Source organism: Paenibacillus rhizosphaerae (genome assembly GCF_014192015.1).
GTDB lineage: Bacteria > Bacillota > Bacilli > Paenibacillales > Paenibacillaceae > Paenibacillus_AQ > Paenibacillus_AQ rhizosphaerae.
Window position 1 is genome coordinate 33,454 of sequence record NZ_JACHXJ010000012.1, and the last position, 22,633, is coordinate 56,086.

31 protein-coding genes are annotated in these 22,633 nt (G+C 49.2%); 28 read left to right on the top strand and 3 right to left on the bottom strand.

Features of this window, described 5'->3' with window-relative positions; all coding sequences use genetic code 11:
* The first annotated feature begins 5 nt into the window (after positions 1-5).
* The 3 genes from FHS19_RS33690 (at position 6) to FHS19_RS33700 (ending at position 1,808) form a co-directional block, all read left to right on the top strand.
* Positions 6-341, top strand: a complete 336-nt coding sequence (locus FHS19_RS33690; RefSeq protein WP_183587719.1) for a YolD-like family protein — start codon at positions 6-8, stop codon at positions 339-341.
* Between the two features lie 197 nt (positions 342-538).
* Complete coding sequence (locus FHS19_RS33695; RefSeq protein ID WP_183587721.1) at positions 539-1,357, top strand: DUF2935 domain-containing protein; 819 nt, start codon at positions 539-541, stop codon at positions 1,355-1,357.
* A gap of 43 nt (positions 1,358-1,400) precedes the next feature.
* Entirely contained in the window at positions 1,401-1,808 is a 408-nt protein-coding gene (locus FHS19_RS33700) for a YmaF family protein (protein ID WP_183587723.1), read from the top strand.
* A gap of 71 nt (positions 1,809-1,879) precedes the next feature.
* Here the strand turns inward: FHS19_RS33700 and FHS19_RS33705 are convergent, their stop codons facing one another.
* Positions 1,880-1,978, bottom strand: coding sequence for a sporulation protein YjcZ (locus FHS19_RS33705; protein WP_145156462.1), 99 nt, complete (start codon positions 1,976-1,978; stop codon positions 1,880-1,882).
* Positions 1,979-2,521: 543 nt separating this feature from the next.
* Between FHS19_RS33705 and FHS19_RS33710 the strand changes: the two genes are divergently transcribed.
* The 4 genes from FHS19_RS33710 (at position 2,522) to FHS19_RS33725 (ending at position 5,280) form a co-directional block, all read left to right on the top strand.
* Complete coding sequence (locus tag FHS19_RS33710; protein WP_183587725.1) at positions 2,522-2,728, top strand: hypothetical protein; 207 nt, start codon at positions 2,522-2,524, stop codon at positions 2,726-2,728.
* A gap of 119 nt (positions 2,729-2,847) precedes the next feature.
* Positions 2,848-4,071 carry an FtsK/SpoIIIE domain-containing protein gene (locus tag FHS19_RS33715; protein ID WP_183587727.1) on the top strand — a complete coding sequence of 408 codons (1,224 nt, stop codon included), beginning with the start codon at positions 2,848-2,850 and terminating at the stop codon, positions 4,069-4,071.
* On the top strand, positions 4,068-4,670 hold the full coding sequence (locus FHS19_RS33720) for a replication-relaxation family protein (protein WP_183587729.1): 603 nt from the start codon (positions 4,068-4,070) through the stop codon (positions 4,668-4,670). The genes FHS19_RS33715 and FHS19_RS33720 overlap by 4 nt, the downstream gene beginning before the upstream one ends.
* A gap of 58 nt (positions 4,671-4,728) precedes the next feature.
* Positions 4,729-5,280, top strand: coding sequence for a hypothetical protein (locus FHS19_RS33725; protein WP_183587731.1), 552 nt, complete (start codon positions 4,729-4,731; stop codon positions 5,278-5,280).
* A gap of 83 nt (positions 5,281-5,363) precedes the next feature.
* Here the strand turns inward: FHS19_RS33725 and FHS19_RS33730 are convergent, their stop codons facing one another.
* Positions 5,364-5,777, bottom strand: a complete 414-nt coding sequence (locus tag FHS19_RS33730; protein WP_183587733.1) for a hypothetical protein — start codon at positions 5,775-5,777, stop codon at positions 5,364-5,366.
* Positions 5,770-6,693: a helix-turn-helix domain-containing protein gene (locus FHS19_RS35580; protein ID WP_183587735.1), complete on the bottom strand. Its 924-nt coding sequence runs from the start codon at positions 6,691-6,693 to the stop codon at positions 5,770-5,772. The genes FHS19_RS33730 and FHS19_RS35580 overlap by 8 nt, the downstream gene beginning before the upstream one ends.
* Before the next feature lie 261 nt (positions 6,694-6,954).
* Between FHS19_RS35580 and FHS19_RS33740 the strand changes: the two genes are divergently transcribed.
* From FHS19_RS33740 to FHS19_RS33845, 21 genes are all read left to right on the top strand, one after another.
* Positions 6,955-7,215: a helix-turn-helix domain-containing protein gene (locus FHS19_RS33740; protein ID WP_183587737.1), complete on the top strand. Its 261-nt coding sequence runs from the start codon at positions 6,955-6,957 to the stop codon at positions 7,213-7,215.
* Positions 7,208-7,366, top strand: coding sequence for a hypothetical protein (locus FHS19_RS33745; RefSeq protein WP_183587739.1), 159 nt, complete (start codon positions 7,208-7,210; stop codon positions 7,364-7,366). The genes FHS19_RS33740 and FHS19_RS33745 overlap by 8 nt, the downstream gene beginning before the upstream one ends.
* Positions 7,367-7,498: 132 nt before the next feature.
* On the top strand, positions 7,499-7,882 hold the full coding sequence (locus FHS19_RS33750; protein ID WP_221224197.1) for a type II toxin-antitoxin system PemK/MazF family toxin: 384 nt from the start codon (positions 7,499-7,501) through the stop codon (positions 7,880-7,882).
* A gap of 58 nt (positions 7,883-7,940) precedes the next feature.
* A complete protein-coding gene (locus FHS19_RS33755) occupies positions 7,941-9,509 on the top strand; it encodes an ATPase (protein ID WP_183587741.1) in 1,569 nt (522 codons plus the stop codon).
* On the top strand, positions 9,506-9,697 hold the full coding sequence (locus FHS19_RS33760; RefSeq protein ID WP_183587743.1) for a hypothetical protein: 192 nt from the start codon (positions 9,506-9,508) through the stop codon (positions 9,695-9,697). The genes FHS19_RS33755 and FHS19_RS33760 overlap by 4 nt, the downstream gene beginning before the upstream one ends.
* Complete coding sequence (locus FHS19_RS33765; RefSeq protein WP_183587745.1) at positions 9,684-9,836, top strand: DUF6906 family protein; 153 nt, start codon at positions 9,684-9,686, stop codon at positions 9,834-9,836. Before FHS19_RS33760 ends, FHS19_RS33765 begins: the two co-directional genes overlap by 14 nt.
* Before the next feature lie 15 nt (positions 9,837-9,851).
* Positions 9,852-10,769, top strand: coding sequence for a RecT family recombinase (locus tag FHS19_RS33770; RefSeq protein ID WP_183587747.1), 918 nt, complete (start codon positions 9,852-9,854; stop codon positions 10,767-10,769).
* A 145-nt stretch (positions 10,770-10,914) separates the two neighbouring features.
* On the top strand, positions 10,915-11,139 hold the full coding sequence (locus FHS19_RS33775) for a hypothetical protein (RefSeq protein WP_183587772.1): 225 nt from the start codon (positions 10,915-10,917) through the stop codon (positions 11,137-11,139).
* The gene (locus FHS19_RS33780) at positions 11,136-11,888 is read left to right on the top strand and encodes an MBL fold metallo-hydrolase (RefSeq protein ID WP_183587749.1); all 753 of its coding nucleotides are present in this window, start codon (positions 11,136-11,138) and stop codon (positions 11,886-11,888) included. Before FHS19_RS33775 ends, FHS19_RS33780 begins: the two co-directional genes overlap by 4 nt.
* Positions 11,889-12,548, top strand: coding sequence for a hypothetical protein (locus FHS19_RS33785; RefSeq protein ID WP_183587751.1), 660 nt, complete (start codon positions 11,889-11,891; stop codon positions 12,546-12,548).
* 16 nt (positions 12,549-12,564) lie between these two features.
* Positions 12,565-13,473 (top strand): replication protein, encoded by a 909-nt coding sequence (locus tag FHS19_RS33790; protein ID WP_183587753.1) that lies wholly within the window; start codon positions 12,565-12,567, stop codon positions 13,471-13,473.
* Positions 13,427-13,789, top strand: a complete 363-nt coding sequence (locus FHS19_RS33795; protein WP_183587754.1) for a replicative helicase loader/inhibitor — start codon at positions 13,427-13,429, stop codon at positions 13,787-13,789. Before FHS19_RS33790 ends, FHS19_RS33795 begins: the two co-directional genes overlap by 47 nt.
* Entirely contained in the window at positions 13,779-15,122 is a 1,344-nt protein-coding gene (locus tag FHS19_RS33800) for a replicative DNA helicase (RefSeq protein WP_183587755.1), read from the top strand. Before FHS19_RS33795 ends, FHS19_RS33800 begins: the two co-directional genes overlap by 11 nt.
* On the top strand, positions 15,094-15,477 hold the full coding sequence (locus FHS19_RS33805) for a hypothetical protein (RefSeq protein ID WP_183587756.1): 384 nt from the start codon (positions 15,094-15,096) through the stop codon (positions 15,475-15,477). Before FHS19_RS33800 ends, FHS19_RS33805 begins: the two co-directional genes overlap by 29 nt.
* Before the next feature lie 15 nt (positions 15,478-15,492).
* Positions 15,493-16,128, top strand: a complete 636-nt coding sequence (locus tag FHS19_RS33810; RefSeq protein ID WP_183587757.1) for a RuvC family protein — start codon at positions 15,493-15,495, stop codon at positions 16,126-16,128.
* Between the two features lie 18 nt (positions 16,129-16,146).
* A complete protein-coding gene (locus FHS19_RS33815; protein ID WP_183587758.1) occupies positions 16,147-16,593 on the top strand; it encodes a hypothetical protein in 447 nt (148 codons plus the stop codon).
* Between the two features lie 2 nt (positions 16,594-16,595).
* Complete coding sequence (locus tag FHS19_RS33820) at positions 16,596-18,386, top strand: DNA cytosine methyltransferase (protein WP_183587759.1); 1,791 nt, start codon at positions 16,596-16,598, stop codon at positions 18,384-18,386.
* A 441-nt stretch (positions 18,387-18,827) separates the two neighbouring features.
* Positions 18,828-19,589, top strand: coding sequence for a nucleoside triphosphate pyrophosphohydrolase family protein (locus tag FHS19_RS33825; RefSeq protein WP_246426958.1), 762 nt, complete (start codon positions 18,828-18,830; stop codon positions 19,587-19,589).
* Between the two features lie 179 nt (positions 19,590-19,768).
* On the top strand, positions 19,769-20,269 hold the full coding sequence (locus FHS19_RS33835; RefSeq protein ID WP_183587762.1) for a hypothetical protein: 501 nt from the start codon (positions 19,769-19,771) through the stop codon (positions 20,267-20,269).
* A gap of 72 nt (positions 20,270-20,341) precedes the next feature.
* Positions 20,342-20,812, top strand: coding sequence for an ArpU family phage packaging/lysis transcriptional regulator (locus tag FHS19_RS33840; protein WP_183587764.1), 471 nt, complete (start codon positions 20,342-20,344; stop codon positions 20,810-20,812).
* Positions 20,813-21,033: 221 nt separating this feature from the next.
* Complete coding sequence (locus FHS19_RS33845) at positions 21,034-22,602, top strand: recombinase family protein (RefSeq protein ID WP_183587766.1); 1,569 nt, start codon at positions 21,034-21,036, stop codon at positions 22,600-22,602.
* The last annotated feature ends 31 nt before the right edge of the window (positions 22,603-22,633 follow it).

Genomic DNA, 22,633 nt, shown 5'->3' on the forward strand with positions numbered 1-22,633 from the left:
AAACCATGAGCAAGAAACTAACCGATAACGGATTGTTTGACAGTTCACGGATGATGTTGCCGCAGCATAAAAGCGCGATTCTGGCCCATCAAATGGGTGTGAAGATCGAGACGAAGCCGGTCATCGATGAGCAGGAGTGGCAGCTGATCGGGCAGGCTCTTCAGAATTCATTTAACGACCATGTCAAGGTGACACTAACCGTGTTTGACCCTTTTAGTACCCGGGACCTTACAGGATTCGTGACGGTGATTAATACTTTTCGTAAAGAGATCAAGTTAAGCATAGCCCAAGATGAATGGGAATGGATTAAATTCAGCGATATCATCGCAGCCAGTACATAAAGCAAAAGGACTTCCGGATCGATCGGAGGTCCTTTTTTTGTCATTTTGAGGAAAACTATGTTATTTACGCCTTCAAAATTAGTATTTTGTCCAATTGCATTTCGTGCATATTGGAACAAGCAAACACCATATATTGAGTTCAGATTGATTTTGGCCGAATTTCTGGTCTGTAATCATAACGTAACGGAGGTGTTTACTTGTCTGATCCGTTTGTAGTCAGATCTTTAGACGAAATTCGCTTTTGGTCACGAATAATGAAAGAACATTCATTATTTCTTAGGTTGGGTTTTAGATGTGAAGACACGCAATTAATAAATGAAGCCAACCAATTCCAAGCTCAATTTGATGATATAGAACGAAGGGCACATGCATTTTCTGTAGAAACTGATCCACAGACAATCAGAGAATTTAATAAAGAAGTTTATAGTGCAGCGGCACATATTTGGGCTTTTAAAAGAAAGGTCCTTGGACTGATATTACAGTGTAAACTTCCTGGCCAGAACAATTTCCCACTACTTGTAGATCATATTAGCAGGGAGGCAAATTATTTCAGAAATCGTCTTGACGAACTTAACTCTGGAAGATTAGAGCCTGTACATGATGCAATCATTGATGAGAATGTATTTTTCTTAAAAATCATGGCGGACCATGCGAAATTTATCGGGCACTTGCTCGATCCCTCCGAGCGGAAGCTTGTAGAACAAGCCAGAGAATTTAGCCAGGAATTTGACACCCTCTTGTATCAAGCATTGGATTTGAGTTCTATGCGCCCCCAGTCTCAAACCATTCCTTTATTAAGTCAGTTTGTTGATGAAAACCGGGTCTCGGTTACATCGCTACGGGATTTCAAAAAGACAGCTCGTGATTTAATAGCGGAATGCCGAATTAAAAGTATTATTCATCCGTTATTGGCTGATCATGTATTCCGTGAAGCAGAACGGTTCTTATTTATACTCGATATGTTTGAGAAATCGTTGTCAGGCGTCAAAGTGAACAAGAAAGAAATACTTTTTTAAATATCTGTTTTGATTATAACTAGAACGGAAGGGATAATGCTTGATGGAAATACCAATAACCGGTTTGATAATCCATTCAAATAGTGGATCCGGTTCCGATTCCGAACATGATCACATGCTGTTTATTACTAGTTGGGATGGAAGGCCGGTTAAAATGCACGTTCATCCTTTTTCAGGGGAAACATCCTTCGATGTAGGGCACTTTCATCGCTATGCCGGAAAAACAGAACCAGCTCCAAGTGGTATCCAGCATGTGCATAACTATTATGTAGAGACCACGGTTGATGACCAACATGCGCATTTGATTCGCGGAACAACAGGACCAGCGATTCCATTACCAAGTGGAGGGCACTATCATTACTTTGAAGGTTTCACAACAGTAAACGGGAGAATTCCACATTCCCACCGTTATAGTGGAAAGACGGGGAACGAGGAAGAGACGTGGTCATAGTTCATACAAAGGTAAAGAAGACCCGAAATTAGACCCCGCAGTCGTTTCCACGGGGTCCAATGGAAAGATTCTTAGAAGAACGATTTTGTGATAATTACCAACAAGATAAACAGCACTAATATAGCTGCCACGCTTGTTCCAAGACCGCCAAAGCCGCCTACTTCGCCCATGTCATTACCTCCTTGATCTATAAGGTACGTTGCTATCATATGAATTTGCCGTGATTTAGTAAGGGCAAAATGGAAAAGGTATTTTACAAGTTCAAATTCATGGTCTCCTAGCTGTATAAGGGTGATCCTAACCGTTTGACTTATTGCAAAGCATAAAAGGACTTCCGGAATGATCGGAGGTCCTTTTTTTATTCCCAAAAATCCGCAGCTCGAACGTCGTGCCCGTTTTTACGAAGTGCTGAAATTACCAATACCTTAGATCGTACTTGAATTTTATCGTCGCTTCTTTCCCCATCACATAACCTGCCTATTACATTTCTGCTTAAACCGGCTTCCTTCGCCAGCCAATCCTGTTTAATTTTGTTCCTGTCAAGATATCGGCCAAGCAAGGACCTGTTTTTGCCCAAACCATACATAACACGATCGCCTCCCCTATTTTTCAGGGTGGACAATCTATGAAAAATTTATTCATTGGTTGAAGCAAATTGACCGAGCCATGCTACATATGTATTTACCATTCGACCCGAAAGGTGGTGGTAAAGAATGATGAGCTTGGTTCCTTTTGTCCAGTTGGCTGTTGTTGGAATAGCGTCCCACTTTATCGAAAACAAAATTGAACGTTCTGGGCACGGCGGCCGGGTTGTCTACGTCAAGATGGCGACATATGTAATTTACGGCTGCATTGCCTTGTACCAGTGGCGGATCGCTCTCCGGATGATTGGCATTGCTTTCGGTGTCCACGTCCCTTGACGGCATATTCAGCTGCATATGCTGAAGCTCATGTATTTGCACATGTTTCATTACACGAGTAATACGGGCCCAAACGCCCGACGCATAGCCAAAAATCAAAAGTGTTAGGAGCGAAGCGAATGGTAGTGAGCGGAGTGACGTTAGCAGCGGCGGCAAAGCTGGCCGGCGCGGGCGGGAGTGGGGCGGCAGCCTGGCTTGTATGGCGGAGTATGCCAGAGCAGGTGTTCAGGCGGAAGCTGATGTATTTATTTCGATTCGGGAACCTGTATTACAAGATCATCGGGTATAAGGGTCGGGAGCTCCGGAGCTACCCAATAATTAAACGAGTGTCATCATACCTGGACCGAACGGAGGCAGCGTTCGTTCTCCCGGTCGGTATTGACCCGGCAAGAATTAACGAAAATGAATGGCTTTTCCGACAGGTGTTCGGCGCGGGCGCGGAGCTCTCCATGAGCGAGGATGCAAAGACCTTTGTACTGAGCGTGTATAGCACCTCTGTGGCTCCATTTGAGTATGACGCGGCTGAGGTGGATGAATGTATTCCCGGACTGAATCTGCCCATCTACGTGGGCCGTAGTCGGTCTGGTGACGTGGTCTACGACATGGTTGAACATCCACATTTGCTGATTGCTGGAGAGACCGGCAGCGGGAAGTCAGTAGCCCTCCGGTCGGTACTGACCACATTGATCCGCAGGGTGCCGGAACTGGAGCTATACTGCGCCGATATGAAGCGCAGCGAGTTCCATTTGTTCCGCGGGATCGCACAGGAGGTGGTAATGGATGCGGCAGGCTTGCAGAGGATTGTGCTGAAGCTGCGTCGGCAGATGCGTGAGCGCGGGGACCTCCTGGACCGTTACGAGGTCGCGCACGTAAACGACCTGCCGGCATGGGACCGGCCGCCGTACATAATCCTAGCCGTGGATGAGGTGGCTCTTCTCAAGAAGAAAGCAGACATCATGGAGGGAATAGAGGAGATCGCGACGATCGGCCGCGCTCTAGGGGTATTTTTGATTCTATCCATGCAGCGGCCGGATGCCGACGTTCTTGACGGCAAGCTCAAAAATAACCTGACCGTCCGGATGGCTTTCCGACATGCTGATGAGATAAACAGTCGGATTACGATCGGCACCGGGGAGGCGGCTGCCATCAAACAAAGTGAAAAAGGCCGCCTTGTGCTGAAGCTAGACGGATGCCGATACGTTCAAGGTCCGCACCTGGAGCTTTCTGCAGCCAGGGAGATGCTTGAACCGTATAAAAATTTGGAGCCGACTGCAAGCGAAGCGCAGGCGCCCCGGGAGACCGCAGAGGAGCAGGATGAATACGTGGAGGTGGGTCTATTATGATCGACCGCGACAAGGCTATTCTGGCCGATCTGGAGCGGTTCCGGTGCCTGTCTAGGGATGATATAGCGGAGCTCCACTTTTCTCGCACGAAACATCCCGTCACCCACGCCAACATGGTTCTGAAACGGCTGCGGCGTGATGGCCTGGTCAAATGTTCGACTGATCGGCGAAAGTATATTTATTTCCCTGCGGAACGAACGATCAAAACGGATTCGCAAAAAGCAAATCATTTCCTGGCTATCGCCGAATTTTATCGGCAGCTGCGGCGAGTGGAGCAGCCGCGGTTGTTCCAGGTGGAGCCGAAGTTGGGAGGAAAGGGGCTTCCGGAACCGGACATCTTCATGATCTGGAAAGGTGTGCCTTGGTACGTGGAAATCCAGCGGACCCACTTCACCCAGAAGGTCATGAATGAAAAACTCAAGCGATATGAGGCTTACTATGTGGGCGGCGAGTGGGAAAAGGAGTCCTGGCAGCCGGCAGCGAAGAAGCTGTTTCCATATCTGTGGATCGTAGGCGTTGGCCGATATAAGGTTGATGGCCGTCCATACCGTATTTTTCAGAGCACAGTAGAGGAGATGGTCAAGCGAATTAGGACTTGATCAATGTATTCAGCATGGTAAACTTTAGGGAAATGGTAGCAGATCAAGGGGGATGTAAGTGAAACGGGGATTTGTCTTATTAATTATCACGATCTTTATTTTAAGTGGATGCAGCGGTGGGAAACAAACTGAAAAAATCACCAAGGATGACATGGGTATCGAAAAAATCGACAGTGGTAAAAAGGTCACGTATGGAATGAGCCGAGTGGATGCTGAGGCAGTTCTGGGAACAGGGGAAAAGTCGGGTTCGAGGGGGCTGTTTGAATATGGTTCTGGTGTCTTTGTAGCATACAGAGATGATGCAGTAGTAGCAATAATGTTGAGCGACGAGTCCAAGGGTGTGTTCAAAACGACTCGTGGTGCTGAGGTCGGCATGCTAAAAGCAAAGCTTGAAGAGATATACGGGCATAGTTATTTACCTAACGAATCAGAATCGAATTTGGATTATGTTTATGACAGTAAGGCAGGGAAGTATTTAGACAAAAACTCTCCGAGGTTGTCAGATGAAGAGGCTACAAACACTTATGTAATTTCCGCGATGTTTAATGAAAATGGTTATGCAGATCGGATCTATTTGCTTGATAATAAATATTCAATTTACGGGGAATAGGGGCTCTAACGGGCCTCTTTTTTATTTTGAAAAATAAACCCTTGAGTAGCGGCCCCCTAAATTATTGAAACCACGTCTCACCATTAAAAATCAGGATCTAAGAAAGACGGTCTCCAAGCATATTTAGACAACACATTCATCTCCATAACAATCTCGATGTCGGTCATTTGAACAACTAAATGTTCAATATCTGCTAAGTGAAAGAAAGGTGTATATTTTTCACCTCTCATTTGGTTGATTCTCTGCTTTAAACGGGGTACAAAAATACCGAAATAATTGGGATGCTTAACACTCATAACCAGATCTGCTTGTGTTACAGAAAGACCGAGAGAATAATCATTTAATTCTTCCCTTGAAATCTTTTGAAAAGGTGCTTCGATAGGAATATAAAACGCCTCTGATTTCCAGTCAAAGCACCCATCATTTGGTTTAATCAACATCCATGCAGGCAACATTCCTTGAGATTCATAATCGTAGATGACTGAAATATTAAACATCGAACTCCACCTTTGTTACTTGTCCTTGAATGAGAACTTCTTCTATAGGATAGTGCCGGGGAGGTATTCTTCTGTTTGATGCCCGGAGCACAATAGTGTCATCCTCATAATAAACTCGCTTTAAAGTACCTTCTTCTCCATCAACAATAACCACACCAATTTTACCATTCTCACAATGGTTTTGTTTTCGGACAAGTACGCGCATACCTTCATAAATCCCCTCTTCGATCATGCTGTCACCTTTGACAATAAGATAGAAATATTCCGCGTCCTTAACAGCATCGCGTGAGGTGACTTCGTAGCCAATAATGTCCTCTTGTGCAAGTGAACCGTATCCAGCTCTAATTTCACCATATATAGGGATTCTAACGAGTTCTAATTCAGAGTCGCTTTTAAAGTGATTGATTGTACCGAGCTCATTTTCCAGTGCATGGGCAATGTTTTTCTTTAGCTCCGTTGTTGCTCCCATATACTCAATAAATTCTTTGAAAGATTCTTTAGATTCTACCGGAGTTTTCCCCATGTCTGTTGCAAAGTCTTCTAGGTCTTCTTTGGTGAAGTATGTTTCCAGTACATTAGACCCTACATCATGAAAATTATTGTGATCAAACCGTGAAATTAGATTTTGTAATGTTTTATCGATTTCCTCATGAGTTGAAAAATAATTCAAAACCGCAGCTTTCTTCGTATCTTCAAACCCTTCAAAGTACCCGGCCTTTTCCATGAGTTCCGTCTGAGATATATTCAGGCCTTCAGCCAGTTTTTTAATTGTATCTGGTCTCGGGGTATCTCTCAATCCGTTTTCTATCCTTGAGATTTGTGCATTACTCACACCTGATTTCGCTGCAAGCTGATTAAGGCTAAGGCCCTTTTGTTCACGTAGTTTTCTCAAAAATTCTCCGAAACTTGAACTCATTAATAAGCTCCTCTCTTTGATCCAATCAACCCGGCCAAGTGATGACTCTCGTTGATCTCACAAATGTTAATATACATGATTATTCCCATTAGGTAAAGAAAATCGGTGAAAAAACGTTACCGAGTGGTAAAACTTGCCTCAAACGGTCGAATAAGAACAAATATTCTGTTTTTTGGGGTTTTACCCAATGGTAATGATGTGTTACCTTATTAGTGTTCCCACTTGGTAACAGAATATTCATAGGAAGGAGGAATTATGACAATGAGATTGACGCTAAACATTCCCAAGACATTAGAATTCATGGATCAGAAAGGTTGGAGTGAAACTGACTTGGCAAATAAGATTGGTTGCTCTCGTGTTCAAGTTTATCGGGTATTGCGCGGACAGAGAGCGCCAGGCAACGAATTTATCGCTGGTCTCTTAAGTGCATGTAGAGAGATGGGGTTCAACGATCTCTTTATTTTTGAAGAACCGTTACCATTCGGTAACGAGGTGGACGAGGAGGAAGTTCCTAATGCTTGACAGTAAAAATCAAATTCCAGAAGTTCAAGCCTATTGCAACAATCTTCAAAGATTTCTCGATAGTGGGCTCGTTCGGTTTGACAGGGTTGACCTCCTGAAAATGGAGTTGGCAAGGCTCGAACGTGAAATTGGCATCCGCCCGCAGCCATGAGAGAGGTACTACTTGGGTTAGCAGCCTTGCTTATCTTCAACTTCTGGGTGGCGTATCGGCTGTGGTTCATCGCTGAAATGAAGCAAAGAAGAAATCGAGAGGAGGCTAAATTCATGGAGGGAGGTGAAGAAAATGTCACGATCAATCAGAGTCCTTCGCGGGCAAATCTGGTGGGCAAACCTCGGTCCTGGAGAAGGTAGTGAACAGGCTGGTGACCGTCCGGTGCTGATACTTCAAAACGACACAGGAAACGATCACGCGCCAACAACGATCATTGCTCCAATAACTGACGGCAAGAAGAAGTACCTTCCTACGCACGTCTGTATCAGAGCGGACCGAGCAATAACCGGAGTGAAAAAGGACTCCGTAGTTCTTCTTGAACAAATCCGCACCATCGACAAATCGAGGCTCATAGATCGCTTGGGCCGGATGCCGGTGAAGGGGATGGAACAGGTAGACCGAAGCATTGCAATCAGTCTCGGACTTATTAGAGACATAAAAAAAGCCGCCCAATAGAGAGCGGTCAATAAGAAAATAATCGAAATCATCATATCACGGAAAGCGAGGAACGTGAATGGCAAATCACGTCAGATTCATCCAATGGGAAGGAATAAACTTCGCCGGGCTCCGAAGCGAGATCGTTAAATACGGTGACGTTACAAAACTTTCTGGAAAGAACGGAGAAGGTAAATCATCAATTGGCACAGGTCCAGTTTGGACACTATGGGGGTGCGACCTGTTCGGTAAGACCCATAATCCCTCCCCTACAAACTACGAATACGACGTTGTTCGGGCGATCCTGACTCTCAGTGTTGATGGGGAAGAAATGACGTTCGAACGAGGGATCGACGGTGGAGACACGGTGTACCTAGTCGATGGGACCCCTAAGTCCGCCACAAAATTCAAAGAGGCAGTCGCTGCTCTCTTCGATAAGGAAGACTTCCTCGCACTGTACAACCCTGGATTCTTCTTTACACAGCACTGGACTAAGCAACGGGAGCAAATATTGAAATACACTGTCCCGCCGGCAAAAGCAGAAGTATTCAAGGAAATGAGCCGGACAAGTCCTGACCAGAAGACAAAAGACATCGGCTTGAACCCGGCTGCTTCTAAATTGGACGAGCTTACGAAGAAAAAGTCTCTGGATGACCTGAAAGATACTTTTTCAAAGGACAAAACGCAGTTGGAGAAACAGCACATCGCTGCGCAGAGCCGGACCCGCACGCTCCAGGAACAATTGGATCGCCTATCAGATACCGGGGATAACCTTGAGGCGCTGCGATTAGAACATGCCGCACTTTTGGATCGAATCAAGGTTATCGAACAGGGGACGGAAGCCGCAAGGGAAACAAATCGAAAGCGGTCATTCCTATCGGCTCAAATCGAAGCTGTACGTACCCAGGTAAAGGCAGCGGCGGACAGATACATGCTGGTGTACAACGAGCCAATCGATGATTCCTGCCCGGCCTGCAAGCGTCCATTGGATGACGAAGCAGTTAAGGCAGTAACGGACAGCAAGGAGAAACGGAAGGAGCAGCTTCGGGGAGAACATGCGGAAATTGTGGCAAAGCGGAAGCAGCTTGAGGCCGAGCTGGCCGCCTTGGAGCCGGTTGACATCGACGATGAGCAGCTAGAACTTCAGGGTCTCGAATCAAATCGCAGGGAACTGGAAGAGCGGATCCGGATATCGAAAGAGCGCCAGCGTCTCCAGGAAGAGGTTGCAGCGGCCAAGCAATCCGAGGTCGACATCCACACCAGGCTGAAAGAGTCCATCTTTATCCTGGACGCAATCAAAGCGTACCGCGCAAAAGAAGCGGAAATTCAAGCTGGCAAAGTGCAATCCTTATTTACCTCACTCAGCATTCGCTTATTTGACTACGTCAAAAGCAGCAACGAATACACGCCAGCATTCAGTATCCAGATGGACGGCAAGGATTACGCGGCTCTGTCGGTTGGCGAAAAAATCACAGCTGGGCTGGAGCTGATCGAGGTGCTGCACAAACAATCAGGCCTGATCGCCCCTACATTTATTGACGGGATCGGCGAGTATACCGGCAACATTGCGGTATATGACCAGGTAATTACAGCCCGAGCTGTTAAAGGTCAGAGGCTCAAGATCGAAACGGAGGTCGCTGTTCGATGAGGAAAGGCCATCCATTTATGCTCCAGATTCCGATGCTTCGAACAGCTCAAATCAAGGTCGGAGAAGTATTCCAAACAGAAGGGATCCCCCCTTTTAAGGTTCATAGCATCATTTCCATTGAATTTGAAGGAACAAAAGCAACAATAATCGGCTTCGTTGCAAAGGAGGACTCCGGTGAAAAACGGTAAGAACCCCACACTGAAGCAGAAGAAGGCCATCCACGCTGCGGGCTTCGAACCAAACGACTGGCTGATTTTTAAAGCCGAAGCCCACAGGCTGCACATCGTCCACCGGACATCTGGCAGGACCGCAATCATTTTACCTTAGGAGGAATCATCTATCATGGGGAATTCAAATACACAGCTTCAGGCAGTATCCGATGAGTTAGTCATCGGTAACTTTACTCAGAAGCATCTCGACATCATCAAATCCACCATTGCAAAAGGCACCAGCAATGAGCAGCTTCAACTATTTATTCAAACGTGCGTCCGAACTGGACTTGATCCTTTCCTCAATCAAATCTACTGCATTGTGTACAACACGCGAGACCATGGACCGACAATGAGCATCCAGATTGCTGTTGAAGGCATTGTTGCTCTCGCCAAGAAACACCCACAATACAAAGGCTTTATCGCCTCAGAAGTTAAGCAAGAGGACGAATTCGAGATTGATATGGTAACGGGGGAACCGAAACATCGGATTACATCCATGAACCGCGGCCAAACGGTGGGAGCGTACTGCGTTGCCTACCGGGAGGGAGCGCCGAACATCGCCGTAATCATCACGAGAGATCAGGTCGAGCATCTACTGAAAGGCCGTAATTCACAGATGTGGAAGGACTACTTCGACGACATGATTGTGAAGCATGCGATCAAGCGTGCATTCAAACGGCAGTATGGCATTGAGGTATCAGAGGACGAATTTGGCGCAGCTGCTCCTTCTTCAGAAGAACGATCTTACGAGCGGAGAGATATCACTGAGGAAGTGGACAAGGCAACGGTCAATCAAACCACAGTACCAGCTGATGAATCGCAGGATGAAGCAAGTCGATTGAAGGCCCTTAAAGACCAGGTAAAGCGCAATTATGTGAAGCTGGGCCTTACAGATCCGGAAGCCATGGGTGCACACATGCAGCAGTTCTGCAAAGTGAAAGGTGAGAAACCTACCGCTGCAGAGCTCACGGCATACCTCAAGATCATGGAAATGCAAATTCAGGAGAAGCAGGCAGCAGAGAGCGCAGACGACGAACTGCCGATCTAGGCCATGCAGACCTCTGTTGAAATCTACCAGATGGCGCCGGACTGCCAGGTTTGTGGCAGTGAGATAGGCCAGGGTGCTGAGAAGAAGTTCTTCCAAATGCGGGTATGTGACGCCTGTAAAAAGGAACTGGAGGAGGGCAGGGAGCGTGGAAAGCTTAAACAAACCCGAACAACTGGATCTATTCGGCGGCGTTGACCTGGACTTCCCTCCGGCCCCTGCCGAAAATCGACTGAACGGCGTGTATTACGAGCAGGCGACAGGATTGTTCGTCTCCTACGTTCTCGGGCGCCGGCATTACGAATGGCCCGCCAAAACATGCACCTTTGACAAGGAATGGCGAGAGAAAACGATGAGGGAGCGTGCGATATGAAGGTAGACATCCTCGCATCTGGATCGTCCGGTAACTGCATCGCGGTGACCTCTGGCGAGCAGATCATCCTGATTGATGCCGGCATTGCGCGGACGAAGATCGAAAAGCGACTGCTGGCCGCTGGCATCCGGCCAGATCACATTGAGGGAATTTTCATAACGCATGCCCATAACGACCATGTGAAGGGTCTACCTTTAGCGAACAAATTCCGGATCCCAGTGTGGGCCACGGACGGGGAATGGAAAGGGATATCCGGCGTTGATGATGAGCTGCGGCGCGTTGCGGAAACCAGGTACAGGCGATATGAAATGATCAAGCTTGGCGGGATAAATGTTTATCCCTTCAAAGTCCACCATGATGCTTACGAGCCTGTCGGGTATGCGGTGGAAGACGACGGCGGCGGCCGTGCCTGTATCGTTCTGGATACCGGCCACGTTGACCAGGAGATCATCGACATGATGGAGAGCCAAATCATTATCATCGAGGCAAACCACGATCCGGACCTGGTCCCGCTAAGCAGCCGGCCGGACTCTGTAAAGGCTCGCATTCTCTCCGATATCGGACACCTGAGCAATGAACAGACGGCTGCAGTCCTGCAGCAAGTCGTCCGGGGCCGCGGCGAGCAAATATACCTGACGCATTTGTCAGGAGAGAACAACTCCCCGCAGCTGGCGGAGATGACCGTGAAAGCGGCGCTTCGGCGGCGGGGATTCGAAGCAGGAAAACATTACACGATCGAGGTGGTATAGATGGGTTACAAATATGGGGTAGTTGAGGCTCCAATGGTATATCGGAACATGTATGAACCAAACAGCGGAGTAACAATTGATTCTGAAACAGTCATTGTTTATGACGATGAAACACGAGAAATTTTCATGCCCGAAAAATATAAAGGTAAGTTGGCATATTTGGCCGATATCAAAGAGATTCCAGAAACAGAATTGACAAACCTGTGGCGAAACAGCCAAATGATTGCTCGGCAGCGAGACGAAGCAATCGACGACCTTGCCCGGCATGCACAGACCATCGTTGATCTCCAAAACGAAAAGCTGAGGCTGCAGCAAGAGGTCGATCGTGCAAGGAGCGACCAGAAGGTGGAACTACCGCGGAATGTGGCGGAGGCACTGGATAGAAGATTTAAGATTGAGGGCGCTGACTGGCCAGAAGTCATATACGATTCATTCACTCATCAAGCCGACCCAACCAAAGGAATAATCACAAACTTTGCCGCCGACAATTTCCCGGATTTTATTTGTGCCTTGGTGAATGGCTATACCTTCAAACTCGAACCGCGGGACAAAGTGAAGCAGTTCATTGAGAAATGGTACGCAGTTCCCGGCGATGTGACCGACTCTGAATTGTACGAGCTTTCCGACGGCATCATTGATGTGCTGCAGAAATCATCCTGAAATTTGGTGAGGTGGAATGGCGAACGTCCAAAAGGAACACGGCTTCGCTCCAATCGCTAACGAGATTTTAGACACGATATGCCAGTACACGTTTAACGGCGCGCAGCTGCGTATCGTGCTCAAGATATGGAGACTGACATACGGATATGGCAGAAAAGACCATGATTTTTCAATCAGCTTTTTACAACAGACAACGGGGTTATCCGATCGAACCATAAAAAAGGAGATTGCAGCCCTGGTCAAAGATAGGGTGCTGATCGTGACAAAACAAGAGACCAGCACCACAGCACGAAGGCTCGCTTTCAACAAAGATTATGATCAATGGACTATATCGAAAAGTGGTGATAATCCTGTGCATCAAGATGACCTATTTTCAATGACCGAGGGGAAGGATTGTTCACCCCCTGATGATGTGGCCAGGGGTGAAGTATTGTTCACCCCCGGGGGGAAGTATCCTTCACCTCAAGATGGTGTTTTGGGGGGAAGTATTGTTCCCCCATATAAAGAAAAAGATCTTTTAAAGAAAAGTATTAAAGATAATATAGCTCTCTTTGATCAATTCTATGAAATCTACCCAAGAAAAGTGAGTAAGAAAAAGGCTCAGGAATCTTGGAACAGATTATGCAAACAGGAAGGGTTTAACCCATCACTGGCAATTGAGCAAACACGGAACTTTGCTGAGACATGCAAGCTGCTCAAAACAGCAACCAAGTTCATACCTCATCCTTCGACCTATTTAAACCAGAAACGATATGAGGACTACAATGTCGTTGATCCGGAAGGGTTAGCGGAGAACTCAAAAGGTTCGGGCAGCGCATTCGATAGATTACTGCGAAAGGAGTTGGAAGAGCATGGATCGCGCCGGCGTGATATTTCTCATGAAGTACATTTCGGGGGCATACCGCAGCTTCCGGACGGCCGATGACCAGCAGGCATCTGAAGAGGTTGCTGTCTGGCATGACTTGCTGATGGACATCCCAAACGAGCTCGCGATGCAAAAGACCAGGGAGCTGTGCCGAATAAACAAACAGTTCGCTCCTACCCCCGCAGAAATCTATCAGGCATGCGTGGAGAATCAATCTCTAACTATCTACGAAATTCAGCGGCGGGAGAACGAGCAGCAGCTCCTTGAGCTTCAAGAGTACCACGAAAGGGAAGAGGTAAAACCGATGCCGGAGCATATCGCACGGCGCTTGGACCAACTCTTCGCCGGCATGCGGGTGAACAACGATGAATCTTGAGGCTGAACGCGCCGTCCTGGGCTCCCTTCTACGAGACCATGAACTGATGGACGAATGCTACCTTTCACCGGACGACTTCACAGACCACGAAGAGAACCGGACGCTTTACAGGGTCCTGCAGTATGCCAAAGAGCATTTTGAGGGCGAGAAGGAACCGTTTGATCCGGTACTCTTGGTTTCCAAATGGGGCGAGCGGCTGCAAAAGATCGGCGGATTGAGCCGGTTGATGGAACTTCGCCAATCTGTTCCCAGTACAGCGAGCTTCGGCCATTACCAGCAAAGCGTCCGGGCTGATCGGATACAGCGGGAAATCCAAGAGGTCGGCCGGCAGATCGCTGTAAGTGGCGGAGGGGACCTGTCAGAACTCCGCCTTAAAATGAACGAGTTGGCGGATCTGCAGCGCGGGCAGGAGGGATCGGGTCCGGTTCATATGGCGTCAATCCTCGAAGGGCACGGCCAGACAATTATGAAGCGTGCGCAGAGCATGGGAGTGACAGGCGCCAAGACGGCCAATGACGACATCAGCCAAATGAGTGGTGGTCACCAGCCTGGGGATCTTGAGATTTACGCGGCGCGGCCCAGTATGGGGAAGACACAATATGTTCTGAACGACATGGACGCCGTTACAAAAGCCGGATGGACTGCGGTTATCTTCTCCCTTGAGATGGGGGCACTGAAAATGGTGGAACGCCTAGTGTCCACCATTGGAGGAATAAAAAACAAGAAAATCAAATCCGGTTTGATGTCGGATAACGATTGGGATTCGTACAGCAAGGCAGTCGAAATCATCGCCAACAGGAGCTTATATATCGACGACACCCCGGGCGCCACGGTGGAATATGTACGGCACCAGGTTAAGCAGCTCAAGAAGAAGCATCCGAAATTGGTCGTGTATGTGGATTACCTTCAGTTCCTGAATACCGAACGAAAATTCTCAAAGAACAACGAGCGGATCGGTTATATCACGAAGGTGCTTAAAGGAATTGCCCGGGAGCTGCAGGTGTGTGTGGTCGCCATATCGGCGGTCGGTCGGGACTGCGAAAAGCGCCCGGACAAGCGCCCGCTGATGTCCGATCTACGTGAATCCGGAGATATTGAGAGCGACGCGGATGTAGTGGTCTTCCTTTATCGGGATGAATACTACAACGCCGACACGATCAAGCCAGGAATAGTTGAACTTATCGTCGCCAAGGGTCGGGATATCGGTACGGGGACTTTCGAGATGGTTTTCCAAAAGGACACAGGCCGTTTTATCAACATGACCAAAGAAGAGAAAGAGAAGATGGCAGAGAAGGTGAGAGAACGTGAGCGGCAAGGTAATTCAAAACGATGAGCAGTACGAGAAGGCACTTCAGGCTCTTCCCGAAATGGCCCGGGAATTGTTGGACCCGCTGTTGCTGCCAGAAGTTCGTGAAAAGAAGCAGCGGATATATGACCGCACTTCTGAACTCATCATGCAGTATCGGCGCGGCGGGCTCGTCCTGGAGTATCCCTATCTAAAAAAGGCGTACGAGGAGATAGGATATCAATGGCAAGAACGGGAACCGGAGGCAGCTCAGAGCGTTGATACGGAGCCACCGGGAAACAATGATACCAATGATACCCCGGAAAAGCCGGAGCCGTTGAAGGAGCAGCCAGAGGCTGATACAACTCCAGCATCCAAAATTATGGCCTGGCTGGATGAATAGGAGGTTGGATAAACAATGAGGTTCGTTGGAATTGATCCGGCCACCAAAACGGGCTTCGTTGCTCTGGACGAGTTGGGGAATGTCCTGGTGGAGACTGAGGTCATTGGGGTGGGGAAAAAGATGCCCGGCGGGCTAACGACGGAGCAACTGGTCTCTTTGGAGAATCAAGTCTATAAGCTGCTGAAGCCCGGCGACATCATCGCGATAGAGCAGCCGGCCATGGGTACGCAGTCGGGAGTAACGACAGGAATGATCCACGGCGGGCTCAGGTCGATGATCTATCGAAAGGGAATGGAGTACGTCGATGTTAACCCTCAGCGTACCAAGAAATACGTCAACGTCGGCCGGGTTCCAAGCAACGAGAAAAAGAAAGCGATGGCGGCCGCGGCCCTCGAGCATTTTGGATACAAGCACCCGAGTGATAACGTGACCGACGCCTATATAATCGCCAAGATTGCGGAGGCGGTGTACCGAGTCCGTAAGGGGCTAACAACACTGGCATCATACAGGATGTATCAAGGTGAGGTTATTACCTCAATAGTCAACCCGGCTGCAGCGAAGAAGCCACAGCATAAATCGAACAAACGCCCAGGGAAGCCTGCGGCGGCGGGCAGTCACACCCATTTGACGGAACAACCGTTCTTATTTTGAGGAGAGGAGCGACTTGGTATGGACGAGGATTTCATGGAATACGAACTCATGCCAGAAGATTACGCGTTAGCCGAGTCAAACGGAATCAGTAAAGAGCTGCTGAAGCAGAGGTTCTACAAAAATGGATGGAATAAGGCAAAGGCAACGTGTCAGCCAGTTAGGAGACGGACTGATCGTACTAAGTGGCTCGCGATCGCTGAGAAAAATGGTATCAATCGTGGTGCTTTCTATGAACGGGTTCGGAAAGGTTGGGTGGAAGAAAAAGCTGCGACGGAGCCTCTGGGGAAAGCAGTTGCAAAACCTGGGCCAAAAGTTAAATACCCGGCAGACATGATTGAATTGGCAGAAAAAAACGGAATAGGCGCTGAGCGGTTTCGGGACCGTGTGAGAAGTGGCTGGTCTTATAAAAATGCTGCCACGAAACCCCTAGATCAGAAGCGAATTCCAGCCGATAGGAGGGTTTAAGTTTGACTGAAATCATCGTCGACAATTTCGCCGGTGGAGGAGGGGCGAGCACTGGAATTGAGCTCGCAACCGGCCGGAGCGTCGATATCGCGATTAACCATGATCCGGCAGCTATCGCTATGCACCGGGCAAACCACCCGGATACGGAGCACTATTGCGAGAGCGTTTGGGATGTCGATCCTCGGGAGGTCACCAGCGGGCGCCAGGTGGGTCTGGTCTGGCTCTCCCCCGATTGCAAGCACTTCAGCAAAGCGAAAGGCGGCAAGCCAGTCGAAAAGGGAATACGCGGGCTTGCCTGGGTTGCAGTGCGCTGGGCGGCCACGGTTCGACCCAGGGTCATCATGTTGGAAAACGTTGAGGAGTTCAAAACTTGGGGCCCTCTGATGAAAGATGGATATCCGGATCCTGACCGGAAAGGTCGAACGTTTAACTGCTTCGTCAATGCCTTGCGGCGGCAAGGCTACCGAGTTGAATGGCGAGAGCTGAGGGCCTGTGATTACGGTGCCCCAACGATACGCAAACGTCTTTTCTTAGTCGCTAGGTGCGATAGTCGCCCCATTGTCTGGCCGGAGCCGACGCACGGCGCTCCTGACAGCCCGGAAGTGCTTGCAGGCAAACGGAAACCGTGGCGCACTGCTGCGGAGATCATTGATTGGTCCATTCCGTGTCCGAGTATCTTTGAACGGAAGAAGTCGCTGGCTGAGAATACAGAACGACGGATAGCACGAGGACTGCAACGCTTTATTTTGGAAAATCCAAATCCATTTATTGCCCCATTCGTCATCAAGGTTAATCATCACGGCATGGATTTCCGTGGGCAGGCAATCGATGAACCACTCCAAACCGTGACAGCAAAAAACGGCTGGGGAATCGTAACCCCTGTATTGGCTGTGAATACAACAGGCCATCCGGGAAGCCAGCCTAATGAACCATTACGCACCGTTACCACTGGTAATCATCATATGTTGGTTAGTCCGACGCTTATCGAAATAGGATATGGCGAAGGACCAGGCCAAGCGCCTAGGGTTCCGGGTCTCCATAAACCACTTGGAACGGTGGTCTCTGGTGGGAGAAAGCATGCACTGGTGGCAGCCTTCTTAGCGAAACATTACGGCGGCAATTACACCGGGCCAGGAACGGAACTGGGCGAACCACTCTCAACGGTGACCACAGTCGACCATAACGCATTGGTAACGGCGCACGTCGTCCGGCATTTCGGGGAGTCGGTAGGTAGCTCGGCAGACGTACCTCTCGGCACGGTGACAGCTGGAGGTGGTGGAAAGTCCGGCATTGTTACATCACATTTGGTCAAGCTGCGCGGCACCTGCCAAGACGGACAGCCAGCCACGGAGCCGATGCCTACGATCACCGCCGGCGGGATGCACGTCGGGGAGGTTCGAGCCTTCCTACTCAAATATTATGGCAACGCCGACAACGGCCAGCAGTTGGATGAACCGCTGCACACGGTCACCACAAAGGACAGGTTCGGCTTGGTAACGATCCACGGAGTAGATTATCAGATCGTTGATGTCGGCATGCGGATGCTGGAGCCGCACGAATTATTCGCGGCCCAAGGCTTCCCGCGAAACTACATCATCGATACGGATGCCGACGGCCGGAAGTATTCCAAGAGCGCACAGGTCGCACGCTGCGGGAACGCCGTACCGCCGCCATTCGCTGAGGCACTGGTCCGGACGAACCTTCCAGAGCTCTGCACGGGATCCGGAAATGCACTGACGTTGGAACGTTACAAAGAAGCGGTCGGAGCTGGGCAGATGGAGTTTTCACTGTGAATCAGATTATGTTGGACATTCCGCAATAGATCATGCCGGCTGCTCGCAGATCGCCATTACTCGCGTCAGCATCCCGGGCATCCAATGTTCACTAGACCTGGGAAGAATCTGACGCTTAGAACGGCCGACGGAGACGCGGTATGGGTTACATGGTCGGGGATACGAGATGACGGCCTAGATGCTTGGGAGTGCACAATATTCCGGAATGAATCAAAACATCGGAGTTCTGATATGATCCACGCTGCGGTGATTGCAACACTTTCGGAATGGGGAGGGCCGCCACCAGGCGGGATCATCACATATGTTGATTCATCCAAAATTCGTAGTATAAATCCGGGCTGCTGCTTTAAGGCAGCAGGCTGGAAAACCATTGGTATAAGCAAAAAGAGAGGCCTTGTTCTCTTACAATATTTGAATAAATGAATGGGAGAGATGAACGGTATGAACAAATCCATTAATGAATTGGTGCAGGAAGCACATGAGAATGCGAAGGTAAAAGGCTGGTGGGACGAGCCGCGCAGCTTTGGTGAGATCGTGGCATTGATCCATTCGGAAGCCTCGGAGGCACTGGAGAATCACCGGAACGGTCACGAGCCTGACAAGGCTTGGTATGAGGAAAAGACAGAGGAAGGGTTTGTCGTCAAACACGGGCTATTCCTTGAGCCCACTTGGAAGCCCTGTGGCATCCCTTCCGAGTTGGCTGACATCGTGATCCGCGTGTTCGACGCCTGTGGGCGGTACGGGCTCGGAGAAGCGTTTGAGAACTGGGTGGGGGAAGCAACTCCTCGAGAGGGTTTTGAAGTCAGAGAAGAAAACTCCTTTGCCGAGAATCTGAACATCATTCATGACAATTTGTCCGATTTATCTCGAACAGATGACTGGCAAGCTTTCAGGTTCGCCATTGTCATCCAGAACGTTGAAAAGCTGGCTGCATTCTACGGAATCGACCTGGTGCAATCAATCGCCGAAAAAGATGGCCTACAACGCTACCCGGCCGATCCGGCATGGAGGGAAAAAGCTATGAGAGGAATGGATGCTGGAATGAAAACCGAAATCTGGTCGCCTGAGCGTTTGGCCGCACATCTCAAGGCAATTGGAGCAGACAAGCCGCCGGCGCCGAAAGGCAGCGAGCTTCAATATGAGATCACCGCTCCTCGGAAAGGGTATAGCGGCAAGTACGTGAAACGAGGTGGGGAGTATTGAAAGACCAGCCCGTCCTGTTCTATTGCAAAGACGGCACGCTGTATCCCGTCTCTCTCACGAGGGAGCAGCAGGAGATGTTTGAAATGACGGTCAGCCTACTATCGCCGCTCAAGGTAATTTTCGATAAACCGCAAGGCCAAGCAATTAAACTATCATCCAATCGAGAGGGGAAATAACCAATGCAAATCCAAATCAAAGCTCATTTTAATAAACAAACGAAGGACTCCAAAAAGGAACAGGTCCAATTCTACGTAACCGGCGAGGACGAAAAACGTCCGGAGCTAAACCAGCTGACCCGGGAGGTCGTGATCCTGCAGATCGAAGGCCTGGACGGAGTGGAGCTAACCGCCGAATTCAAGAAGTGCTCCAAGGATTCGAAAAAGACAGTCCTGGAGTTCGAGGTCAAAGGTGATTCCTCGGCCGCCCAGACGTTCGAATTCTACAAGATGGCCGGCTCCGACGTGCTGCTCTCGATTACGGAGTCTCAGATGGATATCGACGAGTTCCGGGAGCAACAGGAGCAATACCGTGAAGGCGTCCGCGGTAAGATCAACCAGGACGGCACGGTCGACGTGGTGGACGATGAGAACCAGCTGACGATCGATGAGGTGGCAGCCAGCGAAGAAGCAGACGGAGACGGGCCGCCGATGCCGGACAATGAGGATGATTTGCCGTTTTGATTGGGACAGACAAGCCCCGGCTTCGGCCGGGGAACCCCCTGGATACAGTGAGGTGAGAAATAGGTGGGGCAAATGAGCTTCTTACCAGAGATTGACCGGAAACGGACCCAGGAGGCCGTCGAGTCGATCCTTGAGCGATATAGGATGTACAAGTACCTATCCTTTGAGGAGCGCGAAGCGAGCACGACATCGAGTATCAGCGACGTTCCAAGGAGCTTCACGGGTACGACTAGTGACCAGACGGCCAATATCGCCATATACAACGTGGACACTCCCGCTAAACAGAGAAACTTCTGCGAACGGGTGGAACGGGCGGTCAAACGAATGCCGCGCATGGAAGCATTCCTCATCCAGGAAAGATACATGACCATGGAACATGATTACATTACTGACCAGCACGTTTACAATCATGTATTTCAGCCGCCGATCAGCGAGGGGAAGTACAGTAAGATCCGCTGGAAGGCTTTTTATAAATTGGCGTCGCATTTTGATGCACTGGTGGAGAAGCAGAGGGAGCCGAATTATGACGAAGGGGCAAGTTAGCCAGGCCCCTCTTCATAGCATATTAGTGGGTGATGAAACCATGGGGAACAACAAAAAGCCTTTCACGATTACCTTTGAGAGGGTATGCGATCAGGAAAAGTCAGACGAAATTATAAGAGCCTTCGCAAGGCGGGCTGTAATACGAGCACTAGAAAAAAACGGGGCTGTAGCGTACAATGTGGATGAGCTTTTGCACAAATACATTTCGGAGGAAATGCGTAATGGTCATAAAAGAGGATAGAGCATACGTCAGGGTCTCTACGCTGAAAGACTCGCAAAAAGACAGCCCCGAGCATCAGGAAGCATTCATTCGTGAACGAGCAGAACGTGAGAACATCGATATTGCCAAGGTATATGAGGACCGTGATTCGGCTACAAGCATCGTGGCCCGAGAAGATGTTCAGGAAATGATCTCAGATGCAAAAAGGGGCGAAATCAGATCACTCTGGTTCGCCTCTCTTTCACGGTTTAGCCGGGACGCGCTAGACGCGATCTCCTTGAAACGGATCCTGGTAAACGCCTTGAAGATTCGTGTGGTGTCGATCGAGGATGGCTACGATTCAGCGGTGAAAGATGATGAGCTGCTGTTCGGTATTAAATCGGTCGTCAACCAGAACACCAGTGGGGATATCAGCCAATCGTCCCGGCGGGGAATTCGGCAGTCCGCTGCAAAAGGCAATTACATCGGATCAATCCCGCCATACGGATACCGGAAGGTGGTCGTCGATGGCCGGAAGACCCTGGAGGTAGTTCCAGAGCAGGCCAAGATCGTTCAAAAAATATTCGACTTATATTTGACCGGGAATGGTGAAAAGAGCATCGTCAAATATCTAAACGGAGAAAATGAAGACCAGACGCCAATCCCATCATACCGCGGTGGCGTGTGGGGGTTAACCAGCGTGCAGCGTCTTCTACAAAACGAGAATTACACAGGGTACACGGTTTATGGCCGGCATACGATCGAAGTCTCCTATAACGATTTGTCTGACCTCATGGACCGCGGTAAGAAGCTCGTACAGAAACCAAAGTCTGAGTGGCAAAAGACGACCTTTCAGACACATGAGGCGATCATTTCGAAAGAAGTTTTCGACCAGGCTCAAGAAGTCCGGCTCCTGCGTGGAGGTGGAACGCGGGGTGGTAGAAGGTCGTTTGCCAACGTCTTCTCCAAGTTTATATTTTGCGCCGAATGCGGAACGGCCATGGTATCAATGGGTTCGAAAACCAACAACAAGAGCGGCATACCATACCGTTACCTGATGTGTTCCCGCCGGCGAAGAACAGGTGAGGCTGGCTGCTGCAATGGGAAATGGATCCCATACTACGATTTCAGGGACGAGCTTATCAAAGGTATCCTGGATCGGGTTAGGAATTCGATCCGTGCCCTTGAGGAAAAGGGCACCAACGAGCTGCAGGCTCAATTGCCAGAGAGTACGAGCTTGAAGGAAAAGAAGAAGCTTGAGAAACGGGTCGAAGATAACCGGAAGCTTCTGTTTGAAATCAGAAGGCAGCATATGCTTGGTGATATCGAAGCTGCTCAATACGAATTTGAAAAAGAGCAATACGAAAAAGACATTTCCGAATCGGAGCATCGGCTGGCCATTATCGAAGCGAACGAACGCCGTAGCCTTGATCGGGAGAAAGTGATCAAGGACGCCAAGGCCGCTCTGAAAGCACTCACCGATTTAAAAACATACGATGATGTTGAGAAAACACGGGTTCTGCTGATGCAAATGGTCAAGCGGATCGACGTGAACAAAGACGGAGAAACTCACGTACAGACATATATTTAGTCATGCGTGCTTGAAAACACGTTACGAATGT

Excerpts from the sequence above, each read along its gene's own strand:
- FHS19_RS33785 (WP_183587751.1), top strand. The coding sequence starts at position 11,889 with ATGGGTTACAAATATGGGGTAGTTGAGGCTCCAATGGTATATCGGAAC.
- FHS19_RS35580 (WP_183587735.1), bottom strand. The coding sequence starts at position 6,693 with ATGAGTTCAAGTTTCGGAGAATTTTTGAGAAAACTACGTGAACAAAAG.
- FHS19_RS33740 (WP_183587737.1), top strand. The coding sequence starts at position 6,955 with ATGAGATTGACGCTAAACATTCCCAAGACATTAGAATTCATGGATCAG.
- FHS19_RS33745 (WP_183587739.1), top strand. The coding sequence starts at position 7,208 with ATGCTTGACAGTAAAAATCAAATTCCAGAAGTTCAAGCCTATTGCAAC.
- FHS19_RS33690 (WP_183587719.1), top strand. The coding sequence starts at position 6 with ATGAGCAAGAAACTAACCGATAACGGATTGTTTGACAGTTCACGGATG.
- FHS19_RS33810 (WP_183587757.1), top strand. The coding sequence starts at position 15,493 with ATGAGGTTCGTTGGAATTGATCCGGCCACCAAAACGGGCTTCGTTGCT.
- FHS19_RS33700 (WP_183587723.1), top strand. The coding sequence starts at position 1,401 with ATGGAAATACCAATAACCGGTTTGATAATCCATTCAAATAGTGGATCC.
- FHS19_RS33705 (WP_145156462.1), bottom strand. The coding sequence starts at position 1,978 with ATGGGCGAAGTAGGCGGCTTTGGCGGTCTTGGAACAAGCGTGGCAGCT.
- FHS19_RS33755 (WP_183587741.1), top strand. The coding sequence starts at position 7,941 with ATGGCAAATCACGTCAGATTCATCCAATGGGAAGGAATAAACTTCGCC.
- FHS19_RS33800 (WP_183587755.1), top strand. The coding sequence starts at position 13,779 with ATGAATCTTGAGGCTGAACGCGCCGTCCTGGGCTCCCTTCTACGAGAC.
- FHS19_RS33780 (WP_183587749.1), top strand. The coding sequence starts at position 11,136 with ATGAAGGTAGACATCCTCGCATCTGGATCGTCCGGTAACTGCATCGCG.
- FHS19_RS33710 (WP_183587725.1), top strand. The coding sequence starts at position 2,522 with ATGATGAGCTTGGTTCCTTTTGTCCAGTTGGCTGTTGTTGGAATAGCG.
- FHS19_RS33760 (WP_183587743.1), top strand. The coding sequence starts at position 9,506 with ATGAGGAAAGGCCATCCATTTATGCTCCAGATTCCGATGCTTCGAACA.
- FHS19_RS33770 (WP_183587747.1), top strand. The coding sequence starts at position 9,852 with ATGGGGAATTCAAATACACAGCTTCAGGCAGTATCCGATGAGTTAGTC.
- FHS19_RS33720 (WP_183587729.1), top strand. The coding sequence starts at position 4,068 with ATGATCGACCGCGACAAGGCTATTCTGGCCGATCTGGAGCGGTTCCGG.
- FHS19_RS33750 (WP_221224197.1), top strand. The coding sequence starts at position 7,499 with ATGTCACGATCAATCAGAGTCCTTCGCGGGCAAATCTGGTGGGCAAAC.
- FHS19_RS33795 (WP_183587754.1), top strand. The coding sequence starts at position 13,427 with ATGAAGTACATTTCGGGGGCATACCGCAGCTTCCGGACGGCCGATGAC.
- FHS19_RS33845 (WP_183587766.1), top strand. The coding sequence starts at position 21,034 with ATGGTCATAAAAGAGGATAGAGCATACGTCAGGGTCTCTACGCTGAAA.
- FHS19_RS33835 (WP_183587762.1), top strand. The coding sequence starts at position 19,769 with ATGCAAATCCAAATCAAAGCTCATTTTAATAAACAAACGAAGGACTCC.
- FHS19_RS33825 (WP_246426958.1), top strand. The coding sequence starts at position 18,828 with ATGAACAAATCCATTAATGAATTGGTGCAGGAAGCACATGAGAATGCG.
- FHS19_RS33790 (WP_183587753.1), top strand. The coding sequence starts at position 12,565 with ATGGCGAACGTCCAAAAGGAACACGGCTTCGCTCCAATCGCTAACGAG.
- FHS19_RS33715 (WP_183587727.1), top strand. The coding sequence starts at position 2,848 with ATGGTAGTGAGCGGAGTGACGTTAGCAGCGGCGGCAAAGCTGGCCGGC.
- FHS19_RS33815 (WP_183587758.1), top strand. The coding sequence starts at position 16,147 with ATGGACGAGGATTTCATGGAATACGAACTCATGCCAGAAGATTACGCG.
- FHS19_RS33840 (WP_183587764.1), top strand. The coding sequence starts at position 20,342 with ATGAGCTTCTTACCAGAGATTGACCGGAAACGGACCCAGGAGGCCGTC.
- FHS19_RS33730 (WP_183587733.1), bottom strand. The coding sequence starts at position 5,777 with ATGTTTAATATTTCAGTCATCTACGATTATGAATCTCAAGGAATGTTG.